This is a genomic window from Streptomyces sp. CB01635 (assembly GCF_002803065.1).
GTDB lineage: Bacteria > Actinomycetota > Actinomycetes > Streptomycetales > Streptomycetaceae > Streptomyces.
On sequence record NZ_NNBL01000024.1, the window covers coordinates 19,200 to 44,534 of the forward strand.

Below are 25,335 nucleotides of genomic sequence, written 5' to 3' on the forward strand. Positions count from 1 at the left end.
GCACGGTATTCGCACAGCGCATGAAGCCGGGAGAGAGGCGCCGTCCGTAGGTGGCGAAGCGGGCCACGGACCTACGCGCGGTCGGTCAGCAGCTGCGGCAGGCCGCGATCCCCGTGCAAGGCGGCGCCACTCGCGCGAAGCCCGCCACGAGCTTCTCCGTGGCGCCCCGTCGTCCGTGTCACCGGTGAGGTGGCCTGTCGGATTCTGGTGGAAGGTGACTGACGGCCGCCGGACTTCGGAGCGCCCACTCGGCCAGATCTTGCTCGGCCAACACGGCCCAGGTCGTCCAGCGCCGGAGGGGGTGCGGAGTCATGACCGTGACGAGCTCGCGTGAAGCAAGGGGCCTGTCGGAGCATCCGGCTCAACAGCCCAGCACCTGCGGCATCGCGTGTCCAGCCGGCGAGCAAGGCCGCCCGGGCGGCTTTATCAGCATGCTTGCATCAAGCACCACTTGCTCATATTGTCTCAGCATGCTTACATCACCGTGACTTCTGGGTTTCTTCCTGCAGGCCCCGGCCAGGCGCGGTTCCGGCCCGACCTGGGCTGCGACGGCGCAGCGGCCCGGTCGGCCGTATTGAGGGTTCGGCGGCCGACGCCCACAACCTCCCCCTGCGGTTCCTCCGGCAGGGAGCACCGCGACTAGCCGCCTGACCCAGCGGACCGTCATCCCAAACCTCAATGGAGAGGCGTGTCATGACCCCTCAAGTGGACATCCCGGCCGCAACGTTGAGACGTACGACGCTCGCGGCGGCGATCGGCAACACGGTGGAAACGTACGACTACGCCGTCTACGGCTTCCTCGCCACCGTCCTGGCGAAGGCCTTCTTCCCGGCTTCGACTCCTGAGACCGCACTGCTGTCGTCGTTCGCGGTGTTCGGCTCGGCCTTCCTCGCCCGCCCGGCGGGCGCGCTGGTCTTCGGGCCGATCGCCGACCGGCTGGGCCGCCGGCCCGCCCTGGTCGCGTCGCTCCTGCTAATGGCTGCAGTCAGCACACTCATCGGCGTGCTGCCGTCGACGGCGACCATCGGAATCGCCGCGCCAGTCCTGCTCGTACTGCTGCGCTTCGCCCAGGGACTGGCAGGCGGCGGCGAGTACACGACCGCGATCATCTACGTCGCCGAGTTCGCCCCACCGCACCGGCGCGGGGCCTTGTCGAGCCGCGTACAGGTCGGCAGTCTCGCCGGGTTGCTCATCGGCGCCGTCGTCGTGCTCTTCCTCAACGCGGCGCTGACACATGACCAGATGCTCGCATGGGGCTGGCGGGTGCCATTCCTGCTCGCGCTGCCCATAGGCGCGATCGGCCTCTACCTGCGCAGCCGGTTCGGCGAGACCCCGGAGTTCCTCGCGGCGCGTAACGAACCGTCGCAACAGGACGTCAAGGTTACCGACCAGTGGGCCCGGGTGTTCCTCCTCGTCGGGGTGTCCGTGCTGCACATCATCGGCTTCTACATGACCTACACCTACGTCCAGAGCTACCTCATCCGGCTGCGTCTGTCCCCCTTCACCGCCACCTCGGTCATCGCCTTCGCGCTGCTGATAGGCCTGTTCCTGGTGATCGCCGGTGGCCGGGCGTCCGACCGGAAGGGCCGGTCCAGAGTGCTGCTGGCGACCTCTCTCACCGTGCTCATCGTCACGTATCCGCTGTTCGCCGTGCTGTCCACTGCGCCCCCGTTGTGGCTCGTGATCGTCTGCACCGTACTGCTGTCAGCGGGCCCAGCGTTCTACTCGGGCATCGCGCCGATCACTTACGTCCAACTCATCCCGGTCCGGAGGCGCGGAAGCGTCGTCGCGGTGGCCTACAACATCGCCGTGGCCGCCCTGGGCGGCTCCGCCGTCTTCATCTGCCAGGTCCTGGTCCAGCTGACCGGTGACAGCCGCTCACCCGCCTACCTGCTGCTGGCCGCGGCCACCGTGAGCGCGATCGCCGCGTTTGCTCTCACCCGCCGGACCAGACGGCACCTCCAGCCCTCCCCCTCGCCCATGTCCCTCTCTGCGGAGGCCAGTTCATGACGACCCTGACCCTGCCCGACGCCCGCGCACTCGTCGCGGCCGCCATGACCGCCCACGGGCATTCCGCCGAGTCAGCCGAGACCATCGCCGACCACTTGCTCGACTGCGAACTACGCGGACTGTCCTTCGGAGGGCTCGCCCGCGCGCTGTCCATAGCTGAGCGCATTCGCACAACCGACGTACCGCCGCAGCCGATCCGGGTCGTCGCCGAGACCCCGGTGTCCGCCACCGTGGACGGCGGCGACCAGGTGGGCTACCTCGTCGGCATGCACGCCCTGCAGCTGGCCGTGGAGAAGGCCCGCACTCAGGGGATCGCGGTCGTCGGCGCGCGCAACACCTGGTACACCGGCATGTTCTCGTACTACCTGGAGCAGGCCGCGAAATCCGGGCTCGCCGGAATGATCGCAGGCAGCGCGCCGGCGCTTGTGGCGCCGCACGGCGGCACCGAGGCCCGGTTCGGCACCAACCCCATCGCCTTCGGTTTCCCGGCCACGCCTGCTCCCGTCATCTGGGACATCGGTACCTCAGCCGTGATGTACGGGGAGGCGACGCTGAAGGCGCGGCTCGGGGAGAAGCTGACGCCCGGCCAGGCGTACGACGCCGCCGGGATCCCGACGCTCGACCCGGCCGCCGCGCTCGAGGGCGCGTTCGGCGTGTGGGGCGGCCACAAGGGCTCCGGGCTCGCTCTGGTCGTCCAGCTGCTCGGCATGATGACCGGCGCGGCCGCCGACCCGCCCGGTATTTCGGACTGCGGCTTCTTCGTCGTGCTGTTCGATCCCGGCGCGCTCACCGATCCCGACGACTACAGACAGCGGGTCACGGCCTTCGCGGAATCGATCCGCGCTACCCGTCCCGTCGAGGCCGGCAGCCCGGTCCGGGTGCCGTTCGACGGCTCGGTGGCCCGCCGCAACGAGACGCTGCGGCGCGGCACCATTGATGTGCCCGAAGCGGTGGTCGCGGCGCTGCGCGAGGAGGCCACAAGTGTCTGAGGCACCCGACGACTTCGCGATCGAGCCCTCCCCGTCGGGCCGGCTCCTGTGCGGCGGCTGCGCTCCGCACGACGCCTGCCGCCTGGGCGTTGAGATCGCCGACGCGCAGGACGGGAAGGTGCGATTCGACGTCGTCTGCCCCCGGTCCTGGCACGGCGGGCCCGACGTCGCGCACGGCGGCTGGACGGCCGCCGTCTTCGACGACGTACTCAGCGTCGTCGGGCTACGGGTCGAACCGCGGCTGGTCACCAAGTCACTGGCGATCTCCTACCTCCGTCCGGTCCCGGTCGAGCAGCCCGTGGAAGTGCTCGCGCGGATCGACCGGCACGCCGGCAGCCAGTGGGAGGTCTCCGCCGAAATGACGCTCGCCAGAACAGTGTTGGCCGTCGCCCGAGCCGAGCTGCGGACGCGCCACCCGCACCATTTCGCCCGGCACGAGGCCTGGCTCGCCCGCCAACCCCTCGTCCGTAACGGATCCCACGCAGAAAGCTGAGGACACCATGGTCCAATTCTTCACCGGGCTGCAGCCCCTTCAGGGCGGCGAAACCAACCCCGACCAAATGATGTCCAGGATCCAGGAACTGGACCGCTCGAAGGCCATCGACCGGGTCCTCGTCGGGTACTCCTCCACCTGGCCGCACAACCACGCCACGGCACCGTTTGCGCTGGCGATGTCGGAAAAATTCTCGCCGATCGTCGCGCACCGCCCCGGAGTGATGGCACCGGTGGCCGCCGCGCGCTACTTCGCCACCCTCGACGTGCTGGCCCGCGGGAGGCTGGCCATCAATGTGGTCGTCGGCGGCTCCGACAAGGACCTGCGACGCGAATCGGATGACCTGCCCAAGGCCGAACGCTACCGGCGGGCCGTCGAGTACCTCGACATCGTCCGCCGCGCCTGGACCGAAGGCGAGCCCTTCGACCACCACGGCGAGTATTACACGGCCGAGGCAGTGAAGCTGCAGGCCAAGCCGGTGCAGGGGCAGGTGCCGATCTTCATGGGTGGCGAGAGCGCCGACGCCGTGGACTTCGGCGCCCGGCACGCCGACCTGTACATGCTCTGGGGGGAACCGTTCGCCGGCACCCAGGAACGCATCGACCGGGTCACTGCAGCAGCCGAGCGCTACAACCGCCCGATGCGGTTCTCACTGAGCCTGCGCCTGTTCATCGGTGACACCGACGAGGATGCCTGGTCCCAGGCCCGTGCCGCGGAGCGGCAGATCGCCCAGGCCGCCGGAACCCCCACCTTCCTGCGCTCGTCGTCGACCGACACCTCCGTCGGGCGGCAACGAGCCCTCGCACTCACCGACCACGAGTTGCACGACGACTGCTTCTGGACCGGGCTGACCAAGCTGCTGGGCGGGTTCGCCAACTCCCAGGCGCTCGTCGGCACCGAGGAGCGAGTCCTGGACACCCTCTCCAGGTACCGGGAGCTCGGGGTTGACACCTTTCTCGTGACGACCGGCGCCGAAGCGGCCTGGGACCCGTCGTTGGAGGGCTTCCTGGCCCGGGTGAAGAAGGAGCTGGCATGACGGCAACCACCGCCCCGGGCAATGGCGCCCGGGGCCTGGAGGACTTCCCCGACCTCGCTGACGGCACTGTCGGCGGCCTCCTCACTGTCCGCGCCGCAGAACATCCGGACAAGCTCGCACTCGTCTGCGAAGACACCGAACTGACCTACGGCGCACTCGACACGGCAGCCACCGACGTGGCGCGCGGTCTCCTCTCGACAGGCGCAGCCCCGGGCAGCTCGGTTGGGATCTTCCTGCCCAACCGGACCGAATACCTGCTCGCCTGGCTCGGAGCGGCCCGCGCCGGCCTCGTCGAAGTCCCGATCAACACCGCCTACAAGGGCTCCTTTCTCGACCACGCGCTCCGCAGCACTGACGTGCGCGTGCTGGTCACCGAAGCGGCCTTGCTGGAACTCGTCGCCGACCTGCCGGACGTACCGCAAACGCTCAAGACCGTCGTGCTGCTCGACAATGACCGTCCCCGCCGCATCCCGCCCGGAGTGACGGTACAGACGTGGAGCGACCTGCTCGCGGCAGGCGACCCGGCGGCAGAGCTCCCCCGCGTCGCGTCGCACAACCCGGTCGCGATCATGCTCACCTCCGGCACCACAGGGCGGAGCAAGGGCGTGGTGCACCCGCACTTGATGCAATTGGTCGCCGCGCGCGAGTGCGCGATGCAGATGGCCACGACTGCCGATGAGCGGCTTTACACGTGCCTACCTCTGTTCCACGGCGCCGCGCAGATCAACATAAGCATGCACGCGTTGTACGCGGGGTCGACCGTGGTCCTCGGGCGTCGGTTCAGCGCCAGCCGGTTCTGGGACGAGTTGCGCACCCACCGGGTCACCCAGTTCAACGCGCTCGGCTCCATCCTGCCGATGCTCCTGGCGCAGCGCCCGTCCGACCGCGACCGCCACCACCAGGCGACGAAGGCGTTTGCCGCACCCGCCCCACCCCAAGTGCTGCATCCGTTCGAGGAGCGCTTCGGCGTGCACATCATCGAGGGCTACGGGCTCACCGAGATCAAGAACGTTCTCTACAACCCACTCAGCGCCCGGAAGGTCGGCTCGCTGGGCCGGCCCACCGAGTCGACCATCCTGGAGATCCACGACGAGTCCGGGAACCGCGCTGCGCCCGGCCAGGCCGGGGAGATCGTGTATCGGCCCCGCCTGGCGAACATCATGTTCTCCGGCTACCACCACGACCCCGAGGCGACGCTCGCGACCGTGAAGGATCTGTGGTGGCACACCGGAGACCTGGGCTATACCGACGAAGACGGCTACTTCTACTTCATCGACCGCAAGAAGGACGCCCTGCGCCGCCGCGGCGAAAACATCTCCTCCCACGAGGTCGAGTCGGTCCTGCTGGCCTATCCGGGCGTCGTGGCCGCCGCCGCCATCGGCACGCCGTCGGAGCTGGGCGAGGACGAGGTCCTCGCCGTCGTGCAGCTCGACCTCGGACACGAGCTGGACTACGCGGAACTGTTCGCTCACTGCGACCGGTCGATGCCGCACTTCATGGTCCCCCGCTACTTCCGCGTCGTGGACCAGCTCCCCGCCACCGCGAACGGCAAGGTACGCAAACACCAGTTGCGTGACCAGGGCCGCGCGGATGCCTGGGATGCGCTCGCCGCAGGACTCAATCCCACCCGCCACGTCTGAGGAACCACCATGTCCCTACCCGACGCAGTACGCATCCGCGAGATCGCGCCCCGGTTGACCTTCCAGGACCATGTGGTCCCGACCGAGGTAAAGATCGAACTCGTGCGGCGGCTCATCGACGCCGGCGTCCGCGCGTTCGAACTGTCCTCCTTCGTCCGTCCCGATCTCGTACCGGGCCTCGCCGACGCCGAGGAGGTGTTCGCGAGGGTGCCACGGGTGCCCGGGCTCAGCCTCGGCTGCTGCGTCGGCAATACGCGCGGGCTCACCCACGCGGTCGGCGCAGGGGCCGACACGGCGTATTTCCTGCTGTCCGCCGACGAAGAGTTCGCCCGCGCCAACACCGGACGATCCACGCCGGAATCGTTGCGCGAACTGGAGCGCATGGCCGCGTTCGCCGCAGACCACGATGTTGTGCTGGGCACCTACATCATCTTCGCCTGGGGTGGACCCACCGGCGCTGCCCGCAGCGGCGAGGATCTCGAACCGCTGGCCCGGCGGCTCCTCGACATCGGAGTGGATCATTGGATCCTCGCCGATTCCTCCGGGTACGCGGCACCGCCCCAAATCCGCGAACTCGTCACCGCCGCGCTCGCGCACGTGCCGCCCGGGAACCTGACCGTGCAGATCCACGACGACCGCGGCATGGGCCTCGCCGCCCTGCTCCCACTCCTCCAACTCGGCATCCACGCCATCGACACCTCCCTTGCCGGCAGCGGCGGCCACCCGGCGATGCCCGGCACCCGCGGCGGCGGTCTGTGCACCGAGGACGCCGTGCAACTGCTCCAACTGTGCGGGGTGGACACCGGTATCGACCTGCCCCGCCTCATCGAGACGGCGAACTGGCTCACCAGCGAGATCGGCGTGCCCGGTAAGGGATTCGTCCGCCACGCCGGTTGCGTACCGGGCTCGGCCGAGCCCGGCAAGCCACTCGCCTTCGCCTGGTGACAGCCACCACGAGCTTCCGTCTTGTGCACCACAGCCACTCGAACCGGCGAATGCCGGTTCATCGCTATGAGTCAAGGAGGACCAGTGACGAAACCCCCTACGCCCACGATCATCGTTGCCGGCGCCGGGCTGAGCGGCCTCTGCGCGGCGGTCTCCGCCCGCGAGGCCGGCGCCAGGGTGGTGCTGCTGGAAAAGGGCAGCCGCCAGGACGTCGGCGGGAACGCCGCCTTCTCCGGCGGGTTGTTTCTGTTCTGCTATGACGGGCCGGACGATCTGACGTCGATCACGCAGGACTTCGAGCCAGGCATGAAGGCCGACCGAATCGAGGCACCGCCCTACACCCGCCAGGCCTACGCAGCCGAGCTGATGACAATGAGCGGCGGCCAATCCCAGCCACGGCTGGTCAACGCGCTCGCTGAACAATCGTTGGACACGGTTCGCTGGCTGGCCGCGAATGGCGTCCGCTTCACGTTCAACCGAACCCTGGGGGCCGAGGTCCGCGACGGCACCCTGCACGTTCCCCCCGGCCAGATCCTGACATGCGCCGGCGAGGGAATGTCGCGCGGGTTCGAGGTAATCCGACCCCTGCTTGCGCACGCCGAACGGATCGGCGTCGAAATACGCTGGTCCGCACCGCTGGCGGAGGTGCTGCGCAGCGACGGCCGCGTCACAGGTGCCACGCTCGGCGACGGTGGCGAGACCGTGCCTGCCGATGCCGTAGTGGTCGCCACCGGCGGCTTCCAGGCCAGTGGTGAACTGCGGCGCGAGTACCTGGGGCCGCAGTGGGAAACGGTGCGGCTGCGTGGCACCCGCCTGGCCACGGGCGACGGGATCCAGGCCGCACTTCGCGCCGGGGCGGAGAAGGCCGGGGCCTGGTCGAGCTGCCACTCGGCCGCGGTCGATCCGATCATGCCCTCACCGCAGCGCAGTGAGGCCTCACCGCCGTTCCCGCTGCACGGCTTCTGGCTCGGCGTGCTCATCAACCGCGACGGCGAGCGGTTCGTCGACGAGGGCCCAGGCCCGTGGGTCAAGAACTACTCGAAGATGGGCAAGGCGATCATGACTCAGCCCGGGTGCGAGGCCTTCGAGATCTTCGACCAGCGCACCGCGGCCAAAGTGGCCGATGAGTTCGCCGGCGCAGCGGTGCCCATCATCGCGCGCACGGTCCCGGAGCTCGCCGAGCGGATCGGGGTGCCCGCCGACCGGCTGGCGCACACGCTCGAGACGTACAACAACGCCTGTCCGCCCGGTAACGACACAACCGAAGATCGCGGCACGGTCGGCATTACACCGCCCAAGTCCCGCTGGGCCTCGCCCCTCGACCGGCCACCGTTCGTCGCCTATCACGCCGTCGCGGGGCTCACCTTCACCTTCGGCGGCATCCGGATCGACCCGGACGGGCGGGCGCTCGCAGCGGACGGGACGCCGGTACCCGGTCTGTACGCGGCCGGCGAGGCTATCGGCGGTCTGTTCTACGGCGACTATCCGGGTGGCGCCGCCCTCATGCGAGCCGCAGTGTTCGGCCGCGCGGCCGGACACACTGCCGCGACCGAAACCAAGCCTGTTCCTCACCCGGCCTGAAGGGCGCGGGGCAGGCCGCACAGGGACGGGCTGCGGTCGAGCTCGTCGATCCGGCCCACAATCGCCTGGCTGCCTGCCCGCCCGTAGAGCGGGTCGGCAGCCAGGTGGAATCGCGCAATGACCTCGTCAACGGTCATCGAGGCGAAGGTGTCCTGCTCTACGACGAGCGTGTGCCCGTGGCCGAACAGGACACGGACGCTCGATCCGTTGCGGATCGGGGACGCCACCGGCGGCCTCAGCCCTTGGCCGGCCTCGTCCTCGAAGCAGAACCAGGCGCCCAGGTCCGCCGCCGTCCTTTTATGACGGGCCACTGCTCGTCCTTCCACGCGGCGATCCTCGTCGCGCTCGGCGGCCTTGCGGAAGGGGACCTGCACGCTCCAGCCGATGCGGTGCAGCAGCAGGTCCAGCCCGGCCAAGGTGTACTCGACGCTCTGCCCGGCAGCCGCGGGCTGGAGCGATCAGTGCTGGACCCTGGCAAGGGTTGCCGAGGTGGTGCGACGCCGGTTCGGCATCCAACACCGCCTCCAGCACACGCAGTTGACTCGCATCAAGCTCGCAGCGGGCACCGCCGGGCCCCTTGGAGGCCAGGGCCTGCCGACCACCCGCAGCCAACGCCCGCCGCCAGCGAATCGCCGACATCCGAGTCACCCGGAAACGCCGGGCCACCTCCCGGCCACTGGCCCCCGCCTCGATCAGATCAGCGGCCGCCAATCGGACCCCCTCACGCCGAACCCGCTCCTCGGTCGTCGGCCCTTCGCCATCGGATTACCTCATCCCTCCGGCATGGCGCAGCCCACAACAGCCGACACGACCCTACGTAACCCACACCTTGAAGATCTCTAGCTGTTTGGGCTACATCGGCGGGCCTAATCCTCGCGGCGGTCCATGTCCCGGAGTTCCTTCTCCACCACGAGCGCGGCCTGTCGCAGGCGGTGGTCGGTGGCGACGACGTCGTCCCGCCCGAGCATGGCGTTCAGCGTGTCGCTGATCTTGAGGACCTCGTCGCTCATCTCTCTCAAGGCGGTCGAGCCTGCCTCGGTGAGCTGGAGCGAGAGGGCCCGTTCGTTCTCCGGGTGTGCGTCACGGGCCACGAAGCCGCGGTTCTCCAACTGGGTGACGATCCGCGTCATGGTCTGCGGCCGCGCGTAGCAGCGTCGTGACAGCTGAGCGAGGCTGAGATGCGGCTGATGGGCCAGGATCCGCAGGGCGGTGTAACTGGACAGCGTCATCTTCCAGGGACGCAGTCGCGCGTTCCCGATCCTGGTGACCGCCCGCTCGAACCGGAAGGCAGCGTCGATCATCGAGGACGCTTCGTCCATGCCGGCGGTGGCCCCGGTCGGCGAGCGACCGTCGTCGAACGGGTTGATGTAGGGCAGTTCGCTTGTCACCCATGCAGCATATGGCCTGTGGAGGCGGAGCATCAGCATGCTTGCAGGCAAGTAAGCATGCTTGTATGCTATCAGCATGCTTACACATACAACCTCTCAGCACTCAGGCCTCGACGCTGCGCATTTTCGTACCGTCCTCGGGCACTTCCCCAGCGGCATCACCGCGATCACTTCGCGCGATGCGCAGGGCAGGCCGGTGGGGATGACCGTCGCGTCGTTCACCTCGGTCTCACTCACCCCACCGCTCGTGGCCTTCCTGCCCGGCAAGTCGTCGTCGACGTTCCCGGTCATAGCCGAGCGAGGCACCTTCTGTGTGAACATCCTCGCCACCGACCAAGAGCGGATCTGCCGTGCTCTGTCGGTGTCGGGAGGCGACAAGTTCGCCGAGGTGACCTGGCGGCCCGGACCGAATGGAGACCCGGTCATCGACGGCGTGGTCGCCTGGATCGGCTGCACGATCGAAGCCGTGCACGACGCCGGTGACCACCACATCGTCATCGGACGTGTCGACGACCTCGACGCCGACAGTACGGCGTCACCCCTGCTGTTCTTCCGAAGCCGCTACAACCACCTCGTACCCGCCTGATCGGCAGCACCCCACACGCCTACGGGAGGCTCAGAAGCAGGAGCCTCAGAACATCGGCAGGAGAAGGGCCATCGACATGGGTTGCGGAGTTCCGTGCGAACTGATCGACGATCTCGCGGCAGAGTTCAACTCGCTGCAGACACTCATCACATCAGGGACAGACCTACGGCAGCCAACTCCGGCCGCAGGCTGGGACATCGGAGCAAGCGTGTCGCACCTGATCGGCTGCGACCTTCTGGCCGAGAAAGCGATCGCCACTCCCGGCGCATTCCAGTGTGCCCTTCCCGCCGCGGACGATGGCCTGACCGAGCTCCTCGCAGGCCACATCGCGGCCCGCCAAGACCTCCGGGTGGAGCAATTGCGACAGGAATGGACTGACGCCTTCACGGCACTGCTGCGGGCATTTCAGTCCGCGCATCAGCACCAGAAGGTTCCTTGGTTCGGGCCGCCGATGAGCCCGGCGACGCTGGCCACAGCTCGCCTGATGGAATACTGGGCCCACGGACAGGATGTCGCCGAAGCCCTGAAGGTCGTCCGCCAGCACACGGACCGGATCCGCCACGTTTGCCACCTCGGGTTCGCGACCTTCGAATTCAGCTTCGCCAACCGTGGTCTGCCCGTGCCGCCATCTCCGCCACGCGTCGAACTGCGCCTACCCAGCGGCCGACCATGGGTCCGCGGCCCCGAAGACGCCCATGCCGTCGTCACCGGCGACGCACTCGACTTCGCCCTGGCAGTCACCCAGCGCAGGCATTGGCTCGACACCTCCCTGACCTATCAGGGCGAGGTCGCCGAGCAATGGCTCGCCATCGCCCAATGTTTCGCGGGTCCGCCCGGCCCGGGGCGGGCGCCGAGCGAAGTACCGTCCGCGCGTGGGCAGTAGTTGCAGTACTTGGGGGAGGCGGGAGGGCCACCGCGGCGACGGGGCCAGCGCCGATAGGCATTCTGTCGCACGGTGTGGACGGCGACAGGAGCAGCATGCGGTCGTGCCACGGGGCCGTGGCACAGGGCCTGCAGGACGGGGGCGGGCGTGCCGTGGTCCGTCAGTGTGAGGGCCACGTGGAGGCTGGGGCGCGCCGCCCGTCCGGTGACATGGGTGCTCGCCTGCTCGACGCCGGGCAGGGCACGCGCTTCGGCGGTGACCGCATTACTGAGGGCGCGGCCCCGCAGTTCGACGCTTTCTGGTGGAGGCGTGCCGCCCAGGTGCACTGAACCGGGGCGGTGGCGCAACTGTGCGAGCAGCCAGAGCAGGGCGAAAACGGCGGCCAGAACCAGGCCGGCGATGACGGCGGGCCACCACCACCAGCCCTGGTCGCTCCACCCGATGCGGTCGGCGTTGCTGAGCAGGACGTCGTGGGGCGTGGTGAGGGGCCAGTCGGCGGGCGCGGCCAGGTGAAGCCGGCGGTAGAGGTCGAGGCCTGCGGTGAGGATCAGCAGACCGCCGCCCAGCAGCACCAGGCCGCTGAGGGCCATGAGGAGACGGTGTAGCCGGACCAACTGCAGCAGACCAAGCCGCGTCCGGTGTGCCCCGTCGCTCTTCGTCAAATCGCCGCAGCGGCGCCGCCTGCGCATTCGCGCTGCTTCCCCGCGGACCAGAGGTGGATTGCCGCCGCTACCGCGGGGTGGCCGCAGCCCGGAAAGCTGCGTGAGCGTCCTGCAGTCTCAGGTGGGAACCACGACCGGATCCGCTGGAAGCATCACAAGCCCGGCAGGTATTTAGCCAACCGTCCGGGCCGGCCCTGCGCTTGCCGAAAATTCCATCCGTGCAGTTCAGGCGGCATGTTGGTATTCGTGGAGGACTCCGCCGAGGCGGTCTTTGCTGCGTACCTTCAGCCGGGTGATCCGTGGGTGGGTGAGCGGTTCGGGGACGGCGCGCAGGGGTGCTGCCTGCTGCATTGCTTGGTGGGGACGGTGAGTGTTGTCGTGCAGCTCGAACTGGCGTAGCGCACGGTGCAGATGCTGCTCGTTCCAGATGAGGGTGCGGTTCCGGAGTTCGTGGCGGCAAGTCTGGACCCAGCGTTCCATGATGGCGTTCATGCGGGGTATCTGGACGCCCGTGAGGACGACTCGAATGCCGGCGCCGGCCAGGATCTGGTCGAAGAGGGCGGGATACTTTGCGTCCCGGTCCCGGATCAGGTACGTGATGGCGGCGTCGGCGTCCGTCAGGTCCATCACCAGGTTCCGGGCTGCCTGGGCGACCAGGCTGCGGTGGGGTGTGCGGTGGTGCCGAGGACGCGGCGGGTGGTGTGCTCGATGGTCGCGAGGATGTACTGGCGTTGGCCGGTGAGGTGATGCCTCGATGAAGTCGCAGGCGAGGAGGGATTGTCCGGTCGGCGGTCGACTTCGACACCCCGAACAGCGGGGCTAGTTGCCGCATGGTCAGGTTCGTCCGCGAGTACGCGGCGACCAGCAGCACCCGGTCCTCCAGCGACAGCTTCCACGGTCGGCCCCGCCCGCCGACGTCAGCGCCCTCGCGACGCAGTTGGCTCACCAACTTGCCGAAGGCGCGGGGCTCAGCTCGGTGAACAGGGCTATCCAGGACGGCTCCGACGCCGTGATCACACCAGCCACATCCAAGATCATCCCACCGGCAATCAGCCGACCAGATGCAGATCCCCACGCCAACTCCCACATTGCACGCTGCCGGTGGAGAAGCAGATCTCCAGGCCGACCCGTCCGGTACGGACGTCGAACCTCTGGTCCACTGCGAGCACGACCTCACCCGCGTAGCGGGCAAACGGCGTCCCGCGCTCACTCGCCACCACCTCGACCCGGCCGCTCTCACCAAGGTCGTATCCCACGTGGGGTGCCGTCTCATCCACGATCAGGCACCAGTCGGAGCCAGCGGTGATGTGGATGTAGTCACCGACGTCGTCGACGAGCCATATCTCCAGCGGGCCGGCCGCATCCTCGCAATCGTGGCGGTGCCAGGCAGCCACGACCTGCTTCACACGACGTCCCGCCAGGCGGTCGGGGTCCACCCCCGCTCCATGCAGCGGACACTCGTGCGGTTCCGGCGATGTCACCCGCAGACCGTGCCCGGCGCCCGCGCGGCAGGTCACAGGGATTACGGGACGCCCCTTAGCCCTCGCCCCCGACACCGCCGGCGATTCCGAATACCACACAATCGGAATGACGCTTCCCGCCAGTCGGTGCCTCCGCCTGGAGTGCGGCTGAACGGCAGGCGTATGCCAATGATCTCGGCGACGAGCGCTCCTCATTGCTGTGTCGGCGAAGTCGAACCGTTCCAAGGCGGATCAGGACCCGTCCACCTGGATGCCACCGTTGGACGGGGACTGGTGCGAGTACATTACTGACTGGATCACCGTGAAGGTGCGCTGGCAGCTCGCGATCGATCCGCCGGAAGAGGCGGCGCTTGCCGAGAACTCGGCACGCTGTCCCAACGCGCCGGTGACGGTCACCCTCGCACGCAGACAATACTGGCCCGCGGTGTCGGCGCTCCTCAATGGGCGGCGACACGCGGCCGGGCAGTGAGAGCCGGCCGCTCGCGTAACGAAGGGGCGGATATCCACAGGCACACACGTCCACGCGGTCGTCGCCGTACAACACTGCCCCTGGATTGCAAAGGGGCGTGTTGCGCACAGGCATGATGCCGTGCTGCGCGGCCTCTATTGGATCGTCTACATGGCGATGGGTGGCCTGTTCGCCGTGCTCAAGGCAGGCTGCCTCGGGTAAGCCGTGTCGAAGCAGGTGGTGAACTTCGCGTCCCAGTCCCGCAAGAGGAACCTCAGTCCCTCCTGCCGGCGCTGAGTCTCAGACCCGAAGGCGTCGTCACGCTCCGGTGAACGCACGGAACGTGGCCAGGAGAGGGAGTTGCCGATGAGGCGGGAGACCTAGCATCCCGGCGCATCGTAGGCGAGTCCATGGTGCGGCCCGCGGCGCTCATCCGGGCCGGACGGCCCACAGCGTCGTACTGCCAAGTTGTGGTGACGCCGGTCGGAGTGGTGAACCGACAAGCAACTAGTCCAACTACCCTGGGTCAGGTAGCTGTTACAGGTTTCTCTACCTCATCAAGCACCCGGCTGCGCTCCGCTCCGCCGGGCGGGCTTCCCGGCTCCGCTCGGGGCGCCGCTCCTGCCTTCGGCCCGCTCCGCCTCGGCTGCGCCGACGCCCGCCCACATATGGATAGGCCCGGAGGTCATGAGTCGAGCATTCGACGTTCACGGCCCACGGTCAAGGACATGCCTCCGGCGGGGGAGCGGCCAGCACCGGGATGGGGGCGTCGTTCCCGGCCACGGGCACATCTTGGCGAGCGTGGTGGGCTGAGGTAGGCAGCCAAGATTGGCTCAACCGACCTGGGACATTGCAAGCTACGATCTCGCCCACACGAGGGGAAAGGACGATCATCGTGGCTATGGGACTCGCGGGACTACCCGGCAGAGAGTGGATGATCAGAAATGCGAAGGGTCGGAAGTATCACTACGACTCGGAGGAGGAGGCGTTCGCGGAGCTCGCCGAGTATGGGGAGGGTGCCACCGTGTGGACCCGTGACGTCTACCGGGTGCTGTTCATAACCCGGTCTGTTGACGGCTGGAAGCAGATCCCCAATCCACGCAGCTAGCGTGCCCGTGCCCGATCGACCGGGGACTGGCGGGGAATGGCGGTCATCAACAGGTAGTACGCATGACGAAGGCCCCCGACCGGTGTTGCTGGTCAGGGGCCTTCAACCTGCGCGGTGGGTGTGAGATTCGAACCCACGGTGATTCTCGCCGCGACGGTTTTCAAGACGTCACGACGGCACATAGACAACGGCCTTTGACCTGCGGGAACTCATCGATGCGCTGCCTTCCCTCGCTCCATGGCCCATACATGGCCCAGGGAAGCCCAATCCGACTGACTGGTCACACTGATCACTCACGGTTTTGCTGCACCCAGCGCGACGCTCGCGAGATTGCTTGAGTCAGTGGCTTGAGGACTCCGACCCTGGCGCGCTTCCACCCAGTTCGGGCGGGCCTCCAGAATCGGACAAGAACTGCCACAGAGTGATTGCGGCAATGAGCTGCGCAAACAGGCGAGAGCCCCTTCCCTGCGCAGACGGGGGGTGCGCCGCCGAGTGGTCGCCACGATAGCGAGCTCGCTCGGCGACAAGCGCTCGCGCCGGCTGCGCAGGAAGACGGCCAGCTCTCGGCGCCGGACAGACGCGCCGTCGGAGTCGCCGCGGGTCTCGAGACCGATGGCATTGCCGGAACCGGGCGACGGGTCGGCCGGCTCCTCAGATCGCAGCACGCTGTGCACAACCATCAGGATCCTCCGGGGGGTCGGTCAGCCCCACTCAGTCTTGAAACCAGCATCAGCAGTTACTGGATACCAGTCTTCGGGCCTGAAACGATACGGCCATCGGCCTGGTGCACCCTGCGCTGCAGGAGCCCTCCTACCGTGTCCGACGTTACGTCCCCCTCGCCGCATCCCGCTGACGCGCACCACCTACTCGTGATCGGTGCCGGCATCGGCGCCGCCACCGCCCATCGCTTCGCCCGCGACGGCTACCGGGTGCGGGGTGGATGTCAGGCGAAGCACGGGCGGCCTCGCGTCCGGCGGCGAGAGACGCGGAGGCGAATGCCGGAACCCACAGAGCGTGGTGCAGGAGGAGAGCGCATGAGCTGGGTGGCCAATGTGATGATCTCGGCGGACCAGGCGGACCAGGCGGACCAGGCGGACCAGGCGGACGCGGCGAACGTCGAAGCACTGAGCCACTGGTTGCTTGACGAGGCACCGCGACGCGAGCAACCAGGGTGGTAGGGGTGGGTTCGCTTCGCCTCATCAATGGCCCGGACGCCCTATGGGGAAGCGCGAAGCGTCCTGAGTGCGCGGTCTGGGCTGGTGCCCTCAATCACGCGGATCTGGCTGCTTTCCGGTGCCGAGTTGCAGCTGCTCCATGGCAGGAGCTCAATGCGCTGCAGCTCCTGGTCATGGATCAGGAGGAGTCGTTCTTCCGCCTTTGGATGATCAGAGAAGGCAGCCTGGCGCAGTACGCACCACTCGCCCCCTAGAAGAAGACGCCGACTTCTACAGGGAACGCTGACGAGAGTTAGACCATGCGCTGACTCGCAGTGTGTGATGTTCCACGCTCGCAGGGCGACTTGCACCACCAGGCCGCGGACCTGCCGTTTCTGGATGACTTGCAAACTGTCGTGCTGCGTCACAGTCACTGCGGCTGTCCTGCTGTGATTGAGCGCGTAGTTGGCCCGTCCGGCCAAGTACGCGCTCAATCTCCACCGAAGGGGACGTCGCCGTAGCCGCACGGGCGAGCCCGCGCTTGTTCGGCCTTGCCAGCCGGTGGGGTATGGCGGTGCCGGAACTCCATCCCGTCTGCCATCGATCCAGGACAAGCCGAGCAGCCACGGCACCGGGCGTCAAGGTTGTTCGTACAGTGGCGCGCTCCATCTCGACGCCCGGCACCGCGGCCGCTCCACATGCGTGTGGGCCGACGGCAGACGGGATGGGAGTTGAGGGTGAGCGGTGGGTGGCGGAGGAGCGCCGTCTGCATGTCCCCCCCGACCATCTAGGCCCAGGACTGCTACCAGTGCAACGTAATGCTGCCGTCGGCGTTGATCTCCTCGCGCACCGTCTCGACGTGATGCTTCCAGGCCGGGATCGCTGCTTCGGCAGTCGCACGGAGCCAGTCGGTGAAGGAGGCGTAACTGTGGACGGGAACGTTCGCGTGCTCGCCTTCGGAGTATGACCAGACCTCGGGATCAGGTCCGGTGCCCCGCATGAACTCGAACTGATAGCCCTGGTGCATGAAGAAGACACGGTCGGTGGGTTCGAAGAGGAACGGCGATTCGTTCTCTTCGAGCAGCTCAAGGGCAGCCGTCCCCAGGCCAAGGACGTGAGGGTGGTAGACGGCCTCCCCCTGCATGAACCGCCCGGCGCCACCGCCAATCAAGGAAAGGAACTCTCGGTACGCATCTGCCATCGGAGCTTGTTGATCACGCTCGACAGCCAGGACGGCCTCGGCTGGCAGGCCCTGAAGCTGATCGGGGCCGGCTGTGATGCCATCGGTGATCGCGTCGACCACAGCCCGGACCCGCTCCTTCGGTGCCAGCAGGCCCGGTTCATTCCATGCCGCCGGCCACGCTTTCGCCAAAGGCGTCGCTGGGCTCTCGTCTTGGCATCGCTTCCACCACATCTAGCAGCCCCACCCTCTCAATAGGCGAGAGCCTACTTGCGATCTGATCCGCCCAGGCGACCCCTGGGGCGGGGATGGGGTGAGTGTCTAACTGCGTGACAACGGCGGCGCGCAGCAGCGGACGAGCGCGAACGTCTGCGGACCATCAGCGCAGGGGAGAGCCGCACCAGCCCAAGGCAGCGCCCTCACCCAAGTTGCTTCGGGACGAAGAGATCGTGGGACAGACAGTGATGGGCGATCACCCAGGAGGAATTCGAGCGCTCCAGACCTAAGCTGCTGGCCCGAGTATCTAGGTGTTGTGCCAGCCGGGTTCGAGGCGGTCGAGAAGGGTGTGGAAGGCCGCGTCGGCTCGGTCCCAGTCGCTGTCGGCCAGGGGTGCCATGAGCAGGCCGAAGATCGCGTCGACCAGGAGGGCGGCCTCCGTTCGGGCTCGGGCCTCGGTCATGCCCAGGCCGCGGAAGACGGAGATGATCAGGTCCGTCCACTCGGTGATCACGTCGCGCATGACGGGCCCGTACCGGTCGGGATGGAGCAGGCTGGCGGTCATGATCTCGAGGTAGAGGGGGAGCCAGGCGCGCAGGTTCGGAGTGCTGAGCTGCTGCCAGGTTTGCTCCGCGAAGCGGCGGAGCCACGCAGGGTTCTTGGGGGAGGCGGTGGGGTCGAGCAGATTGCGGGCGCGCAGGAGCGGTCGCCTCTCGTCGAGGGCGAGTGCCTCGGCGACCATGCGTTCCTTGGTTCCGAAGTAATACAAGAGCATGCGGTCGCTGGTGCCCAGGGCCCGGGCCAGCGGGCGAAGGGAAAGGTCGGCCAGGCCGTTGCGGATCACGTACTCACGGACCCCGTTCAGCAGGTCGCGTCGTTTGGCCGGGTCGGGCGGGCGCGGCATAAAGGCTCCCAGCTGCAGCTGCGCGAGACGGAATTCCATGTGTCCGATTTATTGGTGTTCGCTCAGGTATTTACTGTAGCACCTGCTACGTGTATATTTTTAAGCGTAGCGAGTGCTACGTGACGCAGGACCTGGTGCATGTCCGGCCCGGTCATCGACGGCCCTGCGCCTCCCTGGCGGCCATGGTCGCCAGGGCTTCAGAAGGGACTGATTCGTGTGGCCTCCCGGTCCATCGGCCTCTCCATGACCTCTCACCGGGGATGCTTTGCCCGGTTCTACCGCCGCCGACTTGAGGAGTCGGGGCGGAAGGGTGCCGCGGACCCGGCACAGGGCGAGGGTCAGTCTCCGGAGGGCGCAGGCACTTCGTGGGTCGCCCGGAACCGGGCTCTCTGGTCGCGCACCCTGGAGCCCGTGCGGCCGCTTGACAGGCCCCGCGCCCGCGCAACCGCCTGGGACGCCTCATGGCCCATACCGCGGGAACTGACGTCGGTCCGCCAGGCCCGGCGCCTGGTGACAGCCCAACTGGACGACTGGGATCTGGAGGGCCTCGCAGACACCGCCGAGCTCCTGGTCAGCGAACTGGTCACCAACGCCCTGCGTCACACGCGCGGCCCTCTGCGGCTCAACTTGCAGGTGCGCGGCTCCCGGCTGCGGTGCGAGGTCGAGGACACTGACCCCGCCGGCCCCGTACGCCGCGTCGTCGACACCGACGCAGAAGGCGGACGCGGCACGGAACTCCTCGACCTGCTCGCGGATGCCTGGGGCAGCACCTGTACGCCCACCGGCAAGACCACGTGGTGCGAAATGCTGACGCAGACGCCTTCACCAAAGGGATCGCCTGCCTCCGACTGAGCTGGTCCCGGTAGGTCCGGACGGCATCGCTCGGCCGTCCCTGGGCCGTGCGAGGCCGTTCGGTAGCGACCTACGGCGACCACCAGTGACAGGCCGGCTACGGGCGCGGGTAGCGAACGCCCAGGTCACGGGACCCCCTGACGATACGGGTTTCCATCCGGGGGTGGCGGTCGGGCAAGACGGGGTGTTTCTTCCCAGCCGAGGGCTCAGTCCTCACCCACCTGCAACAACACCACAGTGAAGTGACGGCCAGTCCCACGACGACACCATCGAAGGTGTGCCGGGTGACCGGGTTCCACGCCCAGGGCCGGGGGCAGGCGACCGCACTGCCCGTTTCCGCCGGTGCGAGCCGAGCGGGGGCGGTGTAGACAGGAGTCATGCCGCAGCGCCGCGAACGACGTCGACAGCCGGCGCGAGCGGGGCGGGCGTTGCTCGCCATCCCGATCGCGTGGATTGTTGCGGTGTCCGTGATCGACATTCTTGCTCCGCCCGACATCCATCTGGGTCCGCTGCTCGTCGCGGCCCCGGCGATCACGCCGTTGTTCGGCGGGCCCCGGTCGGTGGGCCTCGTCGCTGCGCTGGCGGTGTTCGCGCAGACGACCATCGGGCTGGTGCGCGATCCTGACGCGATGCTCTCGTCGAATCACCAGGCACAGATCATCGCCCTGGTGCTGGTCGGCACGAGCCTGGTGATCTTCTGTGTATTCCGGGAGCGTCGCGTAAAGGAGCTGGCGCAAGTGCGGTACGTGTCCGAGGCCGCCCAGCGTGTGGTCCTGCCGCCGCTGCCCAAGGAGATCGGGCCGCTGCGGGTGGCTTCGCTCTACCTTGCCGCAGAGGCCGAGGCCCAGATCGGTGGGGATCTGTACGCGGCGGCGCGCACCGCCTCCGGCACCCGGCTGCTTGTCGGTGACGTGCGAGGCAAGGGGATGACCGCGGTCAATGACGCCGCCTTGTTGCTCGGAGCATTCCGCGTCGCCGCCCACCGTCAGGCGAGCCTGGGCGAGCTGGTGAGCTACCTCGACCGAAGCGTGTGCTGGGACCTGATGGAGCCGGGCGAGACGGGCTGCTTCGGGGAAACGTTCATCACCGCCAACATCCTGGACATCCCCGACCGGGACGGCCGGGTCCAGATGGTTGCCTGCGGGCACCCTCCGCCGGTCGTCCTGCACAACGGCCGACCGACGACGATGGACGCCCTTCATCCCGCACCTCCGCTGGGCCTGGGTGAACTGGCGCAACCGCGATACCACGTCGACAGCTTCCAGTTCGAGGCGGGAGACCTGCTGCTGCTGTACACCGACGGCGTCACCGAGGCCCGCGACTCCACCGGCACCTTCTACCCGCTCGCCGAGCGCATCACAGGCTGGACCGAGAACGACCCCGACGCCTTCCTCGGCCTCTTCCGGCGCGACCTGCTGCACCACGTCGGCGGACACCTGAACGACGACGCCGCCATGATCGCCGTAAAGCGCACCGCCACTCCCGGGGCCTGATCACCCGGCAACCTCATGGACCACACAAACTACCGTGGCACGCACTCAAGGTTCGCTGGCACGGGACAGCCTTGAGGCGGCAACCGCCCGCGCGCCCTGGGTGACGCGCGGTCGGGCGCTCACCTGCAGAGATGTTGCCCGAGGCGGACAAGCGCCGGGCCAGGATCTCCGCCTGGATGTCGCCGACCGGACGCACACACCAGGCGTGGTCCACATCGGATTGCAGGAACAGCGTCCGGCCTGATTTGAGGAGCGTGCCGAGCGGGGCGTACTCCTCGGCTCCGTAGTTCACGCTGCACCGCCCGGGGATCGTATGCCTAATAGGCGTTGAGGGCTGGGAGTTGGATCAGCTCTGGGCAGGGGTCGAGCCAGATGTCTTGCTGTATGCCGCGCTTTGAGTGCTTCGACAAGAGCGACGCGTGCGCGACCCCTGCCGCTTAGGACTCGACCGCCGTAGCGTGCCGTGGTTCGAGCCGTTCCCAGGGCCACCTCTTGATCAGCCGGAGTCGTGGAGCTCTTCACGAGAGCGAGGACCCTGAGAACAGCTGGGGCCACGGACGGCTGATGGGGTGGTGCGCCGGCGAGCGCTTCTATTAGGTCGCCGAGTGGTCCTGCCGCGGCTCGACGCCAGCGGACAGCGACGTATCGAAAAGAGGCGGGTATGCAGGTGACCTGCGGAATCGACTGGGCCGAAGACCATCATGACGTGGCGGTGGTTGACTCCGACGCTCGCCTGCTCGGCAAGCTCAGGGTCAGCGACGACGCGGCGGGCTTCCAGGACCTGCTCCGTCTGCTCGCCGAACACGGCGATACTCCCGACGATCCGATCCCGATCGCGATCGAGACCTCGCGCGGACTCATGGTGGCCTGTCTGCGGGCCTCCGGGCGCCAAGTGTTCGCGATCAACCCAATGGCCGTGGCACGCTACCGGGACCGGCACTCCGTCTCCCGAAAAAAGTCCGACCACCAGGACGCCGTCGTCCTGGCGAACATCCTACGGACCGACGCAGAGCTTCACCGTCCTCTGCCGGGCGACACTGAGCTGGTCAAGGCGATCGCCGTCCTCGCCAGAGCCCAGCAGGACGCGGTCTGGGACCGCACCCGTGCCCACAACCGTCTGAGCTCGCACCTGCGCGAGTACTACCCGGCAGTCCTTGAAGCGTTTGCCGACAAGCGCGAGAAGCTACTGGCACGAGAGGCTCGAGCGATCCTGGCGATCGCGCCCACACAGGCCAAAGCCGCCAAGCTCGCACGCAGCAAGCTCAAAGCCGCCGTCAAACAGGCAGGCCGCCAGCGCCGGATCGATGCCGAGACCGACCGCCTGCTCGAGGTGTTCCGCCGGACCTGGCTTCGTCAGCCAACTCTGGTGGAAACAGCGATGGGACACCAAACACTTGCCTTGCTCGCCCAGCTCGAAGCCGCCTGCAAGGCCTGCGATGAGCTGGCCAGCGCCACCGAGGAGCTCTTCCTGCAGCACCCCGACGCGGAGATCATCACGAGCTTCCCGGGTCTCGCCGCGCTGACCGGCGCCCGGCTCCTCGCCGAAATTGGCGACGACCGCACCCGGTTCGACACAGCCCGCGATCTGAAGGCTTACGCCGGAAGTGCCCCCGTGACGCGCGAGTCCGGCAAAAGCCGCCGCGTCAGCCACCGCCGGATCAAGAACAGCCGCCTGGCCGCAACCGGCCGGCACTGGGCTTTCGCCGCACTCACTGCCTCAATCGGCGCCCACGACCACTACAACCGTCGAAGGGAGACCGGCGATCGCTACTACGCGGCTCTCCGAAACCTTTTCAACCGCATGCTCGGCCAGCTCCACCACTGCCTGACCACCCGCCAGAGGTTCAACGAGGCGATCGCATTCGCCCCGCCAAATCCATCACCACTCACCGCAGCTGCTTGACCCGATAGCTGCATGGGGTGTCTTGTCGCCCAGGACGCACGCGGGGCGTTTTCGCGGACGGCCGGCCGTCCGGCCACCGGCGGGATCCCGTCGACCAGATCTAGGGTCTGGGTGATGTCGTTGACGTTGGCTTCGGTCGTGATGACGTGGAGCGGCGTTCCCCAACCGGCAGGGCCGCGTACTCACACCTCACGAACGGCCGCATCATCACACCGGTCACGCTCTACCAGCCCCAACACCCAAGATCCTTCTACGAGCTCTGAGCTGTCTTGCTGCACTGAGTTGTCGCCGTGCTGTTCGCAGCGTAGGTGTCCCCTGACCGGCTTCCGGCCGACGAGGCGTCGGAGCCTTTCAGTTGGCCCTTTAGCGCCCGAGTTGGCCCGGCTGAGCGTCGCGGATGGACCGCCGGATGGGGTGAGCGTTGCTGACTTCGCCATTCGGGTTGGGGCCGGGTGGTGGGTGTTCTATGAACCTCAGTTGAGGCGTGCTGGGATGACGGCGCCCTGTAGCTATGGGCGCTGGAGCAGCACCCGAAAGTGGACGACCGTGACCTCGTCGTCCGCTGCGACAGAGGTTGGGGGTAGTGCTGCGGAAACCGGGCCTAAAAGTCTGCTGTCTCCCTTCGGGTGGATGGCGATCAGCCCGGGAACCCTCCGCCCCCGCAGGCCGCTTACGCGGCGCCCCAGGACCGTCATCGTGCGTCGCGTAGCTGAAGAAGGTATGCCGCAGTCAGCGCAACGGCACGGTCCACGTCATGCGACAACTCCACGAGGGCACGTGACGCCCTCGTCCCCGGGATATCTCCCAGCGCCTGGGTCAGCCGTCCGCGTGCAGGCGCTTTGGTGGTGTCGTGGGCGAGGCGGTCGACGAGCCTGGTCGCGATCTGATCCGCCGTCGTGGTGTTGCTCGCCAGTGCGCTCAGTGCATCGGCTGCATCGGTGTCGTTCCTTCCCTCCACGATCATGTCGATGAGCGTCGGGACCGCATCGGTCACACCACGTGTCCCGAGCGCCAGAGCCGCATACCTGCGCACCACGCTGTCGGGGTCCGTGAGGGCACCCCGCAGTTGCGCGGTAGCCTCACCGCCCGGCATCTCGGCGAGGGACCGAACGGCGCGTTCCCGCACCTCGGCCGCCGGTGAGCCGAGGCCCTTCGACAGCAGTGCCGTGCCGCGGTCGCCCGATCGCGCCAGCGCCCACCGAAGGGCCCCGGCGACGTTCGGCTCCGTCTCGCTCAGTGCCGCCTCGACCAGGGCCTCCACCGGCACGGGAACCTCGTCGACCGAGGAAAGGGCCGCGCGCTGGCGCGCATCGGCGCTCTTCGACCCCAGTGCCTGGAGGAGCGAAACGACCTGGAGGACGCCCTCCCAGCCGGCGGGGTCTGCGGCATCGATCCGGCGCAGCCGCGTGAGCAGCTCGGTCTCCGTCGCGATGCGTTCGCGCGTCTGACGGATGAGGTCGTCGACGAGCGCTGAGGGCGTGAAGCCGGGATCGTCGAGCGCGCGTCCGATCTCGCGCAGCGACAGACCCAGCGACCGCAGGCTCTCGATATGGAAGATCCGCCGGATGTCCTCCCCGGAGTACTCCCGGTAGCCGGAGCCGGTACGGCCCGAAGGCCGTACGAGACCGAGCGACTCGTAGTGCCGGAGCATGCGGGCGCTGACCCCGGACCGTCGCGCCACTTCACCGATCAACACGTCCTATCGTCCCTCCTGGCCTGGCCTGCCGAGGGCCACGACCCGCTTAGCCTCCTCGATCGCGGACTCGAATCCGGTGTCTGGGTCGCGCAGCACCCGTTGTGTGGCGAGCGCGTGCGCGCGGATGCCCGGGTCAGGGGCTGTCGTCGCAGCAAGGAGAGCCGGCGCAATCACTTCCCCCAGCGCGACCAGCGCCCGGCTGAGACTCAGCTGTGTCTCCCGCCCACCGCGCCCGAGCTGCGTCGCCAACACCGTGGCCAACGCGGCCCCCTCGCCTTCCGGCACGAGCACGACCGCGGCTCGCCAGGCGCTCCGCGCCACCTCGTCGTCGGCGTCGGACAGGAGCGTCCGTGTGATGGCCGGCCACGCCTGCCGGTCCCCGATCTTGGACAGCGTGTGCAGCGCCTGGCTCCGTGCCTGCACTCGCTCCGAGCGGACTTCGCGGAGCAGCTTGGGAAGCGTCATCGACACCGGGTGGCGGGTGAGCGCCCAGGTAAGCATGTCGCGGACGAAAAACTCGGGCTCGATCGCGCATCGCTCGATGAGCTTGTCGATGAAGTGCGGGTCAGGCGTCGTGCCGGCCGCCAGGGCAGCCCGCAGTCGCACGGACGAACGGCCGTCCTCCAACCCCTGGAGCGCCCGTATCGCATCGGTGTCCTGTGTCGTGATCGTCATCGAGACCACCTC

Annotated in this window: 23 protein-coding genes and 2 pseudogenes; 15 read left to right on the forward strand and 10 right to left on the reverse strand. The window is 68.0% G+C overall.

From position 1 onward, the window contains the following. The first annotated feature begins 693 nt into the window (after positions 1-693). The 7 genes from CG723_RS36275 to tcuA all read left to right on the forward strand — a co-directional run bounded on the left by CG723_RS36275 (position 694) and on the right by tcuA (position 8,694). Positions 694-2,010: an MFS transporter gene (locus CG723_RS36275; RefSeq protein WP_100597799.1), complete on the forward strand. Its 1,317-nt coding sequence runs from the start codon at positions 694-696 to the stop codon at positions 2,008-2,010. Next, entirely contained in the window at positions 2,007-2,999 is a 993-nt protein-coding gene (locus CG723_RS36280) for an Ldh family oxidoreductase (protein ID WP_100597800.1), read from the forward strand. The genes CG723_RS36275 and CG723_RS36280 overlap by 4 nt, the downstream gene beginning before the upstream one ends. After that, the gene (locus tag CG723_RS36285; protein ID WP_100597801.1) at positions 2,992-3,492 is read left to right on the forward strand and encodes a PaaI family thioesterase; all 501 of its coding nucleotides are present in this window, start codon (positions 2,992-2,994) and stop codon (positions 3,490-3,492) included. Before CG723_RS36280 ends, CG723_RS36285 begins: the two co-directional genes overlap by 8 nt. A gap of 7 nt (positions 3,493-3,499) precedes the next feature. Next, positions 3,500-4,528, forward strand: a complete 1,029-nt coding sequence (locus CG723_RS36290) for an LLM class flavin-dependent oxidoreductase (RefSeq protein WP_100597802.1) — start codon at positions 3,500-3,502, stop codon at positions 4,526-4,528. After that, positions 4,525-6,168: an AMP-binding protein gene (locus CG723_RS36295; protein WP_100597803.1), complete on the forward strand. Its 1,644-nt coding sequence runs from the start codon at positions 4,525-4,527 to the stop codon at positions 6,166-6,168. Before CG723_RS36290 ends, CG723_RS36295 begins: the two co-directional genes overlap by 4 nt. Before the next feature lie 9 nt (positions 6,169-6,177). Continuing rightward, positions 6,178-7,113, forward strand: a complete 936-nt coding sequence (locus tag CG723_RS36300; RefSeq protein WP_100597804.1) for a pyruvate carboxyltransferase — start codon at positions 6,178-6,180, stop codon at positions 7,111-7,113. Between the two features lie 84 nt (positions 7,114-7,197). After that, positions 7,198-8,694 (forward strand): FAD-dependent tricarballylate dehydrogenase TcuA, encoded by a 1,497-nt coding sequence (gene tcuA / locus CG723_RS36305; protein ID WP_100597805.1) that lies wholly within the window; start codon positions 7,198-7,200, stop codon positions 8,692-8,694. 227 nt (positions 8,695-8,921) lie between these two features. Here tcuA and CG723_RS49385 read toward each other — a convergent pair. Both CG723_RS49385 and CG723_RS36320 read right to left on the reverse strand, forming a co-directional pair. Beyond that, positions 8,922-9,456, reverse strand: a pseudogene (locus tag CG723_RS49385) (helix-turn-helix domain-containing protein); the annotation flags it as partial. A gap of 104 nt (positions 9,457-9,560) precedes the next feature. Then, positions 9,561-10,082 (reverse strand): MarR family winged helix-turn-helix transcriptional regulator, encoded by a 522-nt coding sequence (locus CG723_RS36320; protein WP_234374696.1) that lies wholly within the window; start codon positions 10,080-10,082, stop codon positions 9,561-9,563. A 76-nt stretch (positions 10,083-10,158) separates the two neighbouring features. On the opposite strand from CG723_RS36320, the gene CG723_RS36325 reads away from it, so the two are divergent. Continuing rightward, a complete protein-coding gene (locus CG723_RS36325) occupies positions 10,159-10,668 on the forward strand; it encodes a flavin reductase family protein (protein WP_100597807.1) in 510 nt (169 codons plus the stop codon). Positions 10,669-10,744: 76 nt separating this feature from the next. Next, positions 10,745-11,551: a TIGR03084 family metal-binding protein gene (locus CG723_RS36330; RefSeq protein WP_100597808.1), complete on the forward strand. Its 807-nt coding sequence runs from the start codon at positions 10,745-10,747 to the stop codon at positions 11,549-11,551. Here CG723_RS36330 and CG723_RS36335 read toward each other — a convergent pair. The 4 genes and pseudogenes from CG723_RS36335 to CG723_RS36350 form a co-directional block, all read right to left on the reverse strand. Further along, a complete protein-coding gene (locus CG723_RS36335; protein ID WP_234374697.1) occupies positions 11,446-12,141 on the reverse strand; it encodes an alkaline shock response membrane anchor protein AmaP in 696 nt (231 codons plus the stop codon). The genes CG723_RS36330 and CG723_RS36335 overlap by 106 nt on opposite strands. Before the next feature lie 297 nt (positions 12,142-12,438). Beyond that, entirely contained in the window at positions 12,439-12,840 is a 402-nt protein-coding gene (locus CG723_RS36340) for an integrase core domain-containing protein (RefSeq protein ID WP_234374698.1), read from the reverse strand. 148 nt (positions 12,841-12,988) lie between these two features. Then, positions 12,989-13,239 (reverse strand): annotated as a pseudogene (locus CG723_RS36345) (helix-turn-helix domain-containing protein); the annotation flags it as partial. A 23-nt stretch (positions 13,240-13,262) separates the two neighbouring features. Then, the gene (locus CG723_RS36350) at positions 13,263-13,649 is read right to left on the reverse strand and encodes a hypothetical protein (protein WP_234374699.1); all 387 of its coding nucleotides are present in this window, start codon (positions 13,647-13,649) and stop codon (positions 13,263-13,265) included. Between the two features lie 244 nt (positions 13,650-13,893). On the opposite strand from CG723_RS36350, the gene CG723_RS36355 reads away from it, so the two are divergent. From CG723_RS36355 to CG723_RS48165, 3 genes are all read left to right on the forward strand, one after another. Continuing rightward, positions 13,894-14,163, forward strand: a complete 270-nt coding sequence (locus tag CG723_RS36355) for a hypothetical protein (RefSeq protein ID WP_199842031.1) — start codon at positions 13,894-13,896, stop codon at positions 14,161-14,163. 874 nt (positions 14,164-15,037) lie between these two features. Then, entirely contained in the window at positions 15,038-15,250 is a 213-nt protein-coding gene (locus CG723_RS36360; protein ID WP_159032619.1) for a hypothetical protein, read from the forward strand. 1,034 nt (positions 15,251-16,284) lie between these two features. Further along, positions 16,285-16,428 (forward strand): hypothetical protein, encoded by a 144-nt coding sequence (locus tag CG723_RS48165; RefSeq protein WP_234374700.1) that lies wholly within the window; start codon positions 16,285-16,287, stop codon positions 16,426-16,428. A gap of 778 nt (positions 16,429-17,206) precedes the next feature. Here CG723_RS48165 and CG723_RS36375 read toward each other — a convergent pair. Together CG723_RS36375 and CG723_RS36380 are read right to left on the reverse strand one after the other, a co-directional pair. Beyond that, positions 17,207-17,707, reverse strand: coding sequence for an SMI1/KNR4 family protein (locus tag CG723_RS36375; protein ID WP_100597811.1), 501 nt, complete (start codon positions 17,705-17,707; stop codon positions 17,207-17,209). Positions 17,708-18,107: 400 nt separating this feature from the next. Beyond that, on the reverse strand, positions 18,108-18,743 hold the full coding sequence (locus tag CG723_RS36380; protein WP_234374701.1) for a TetR/AcrR family transcriptional regulator: 636 nt from the start codon (positions 18,741-18,743) through the stop codon (positions 18,108-18,110). Between the two features lie 177 nt (positions 18,744-18,920). On the opposite strand from CG723_RS36380, the gene CG723_RS36385 reads away from it, so the two are divergent. From CG723_RS36385 to CG723_RS36395, 3 genes are all read left to right on the forward strand, one after another. After that, complete coding sequence (locus CG723_RS36385) at positions 18,921-19,556, forward strand: ATP-binding protein (protein WP_351255330.1); 636 nt, start codon at positions 18,921-18,923, stop codon at positions 19,554-19,556. Positions 19,557-19,933: 377 nt separating this feature from the next. Beyond that, the gene (locus tag CG723_RS36390; RefSeq protein ID WP_100597813.1) at positions 19,934-21,049 is read left to right on the forward strand and encodes a PP2C family protein-serine/threonine phosphatase; all 1,116 of its coding nucleotides are present in this window, start codon (positions 19,934-19,936) and stop codon (positions 21,047-21,049) included. Between the two features lie 661 nt (positions 21,050-21,710). Next, positions 21,711-22,952, forward strand: coding sequence for an IS110 family transposase (locus CG723_RS36395; RefSeq protein ID WP_100597814.1), 1,242 nt, complete (start codon positions 21,711-21,713; stop codon positions 22,950-22,952). Positions 22,953-23,643: 691 nt separating this feature from the next. Here the strand turns inward: CG723_RS36395 and CG723_RS36400 are convergent. Both CG723_RS36400 and CG723_RS36405 read right to left on the reverse strand, forming a co-directional pair. Beyond that, entirely contained in the window at positions 23,644-24,648 is a 1,005-nt protein-coding gene (locus CG723_RS36400) for a MerR family transcriptional regulator (RefSeq protein WP_100597815.1), read from the reverse strand. 3 nt (positions 24,649-24,651) lie between these two features. Then, positions 24,652-25,323, reverse strand: coding sequence for a HEAT repeat domain-containing protein (locus tag CG723_RS36405; RefSeq protein ID WP_100597816.1), 672 nt, complete (start codon positions 25,321-25,323; stop codon positions 24,652-24,654). Between the last annotated feature and the right edge of the window lie 12 nt (positions 25,324-25,335).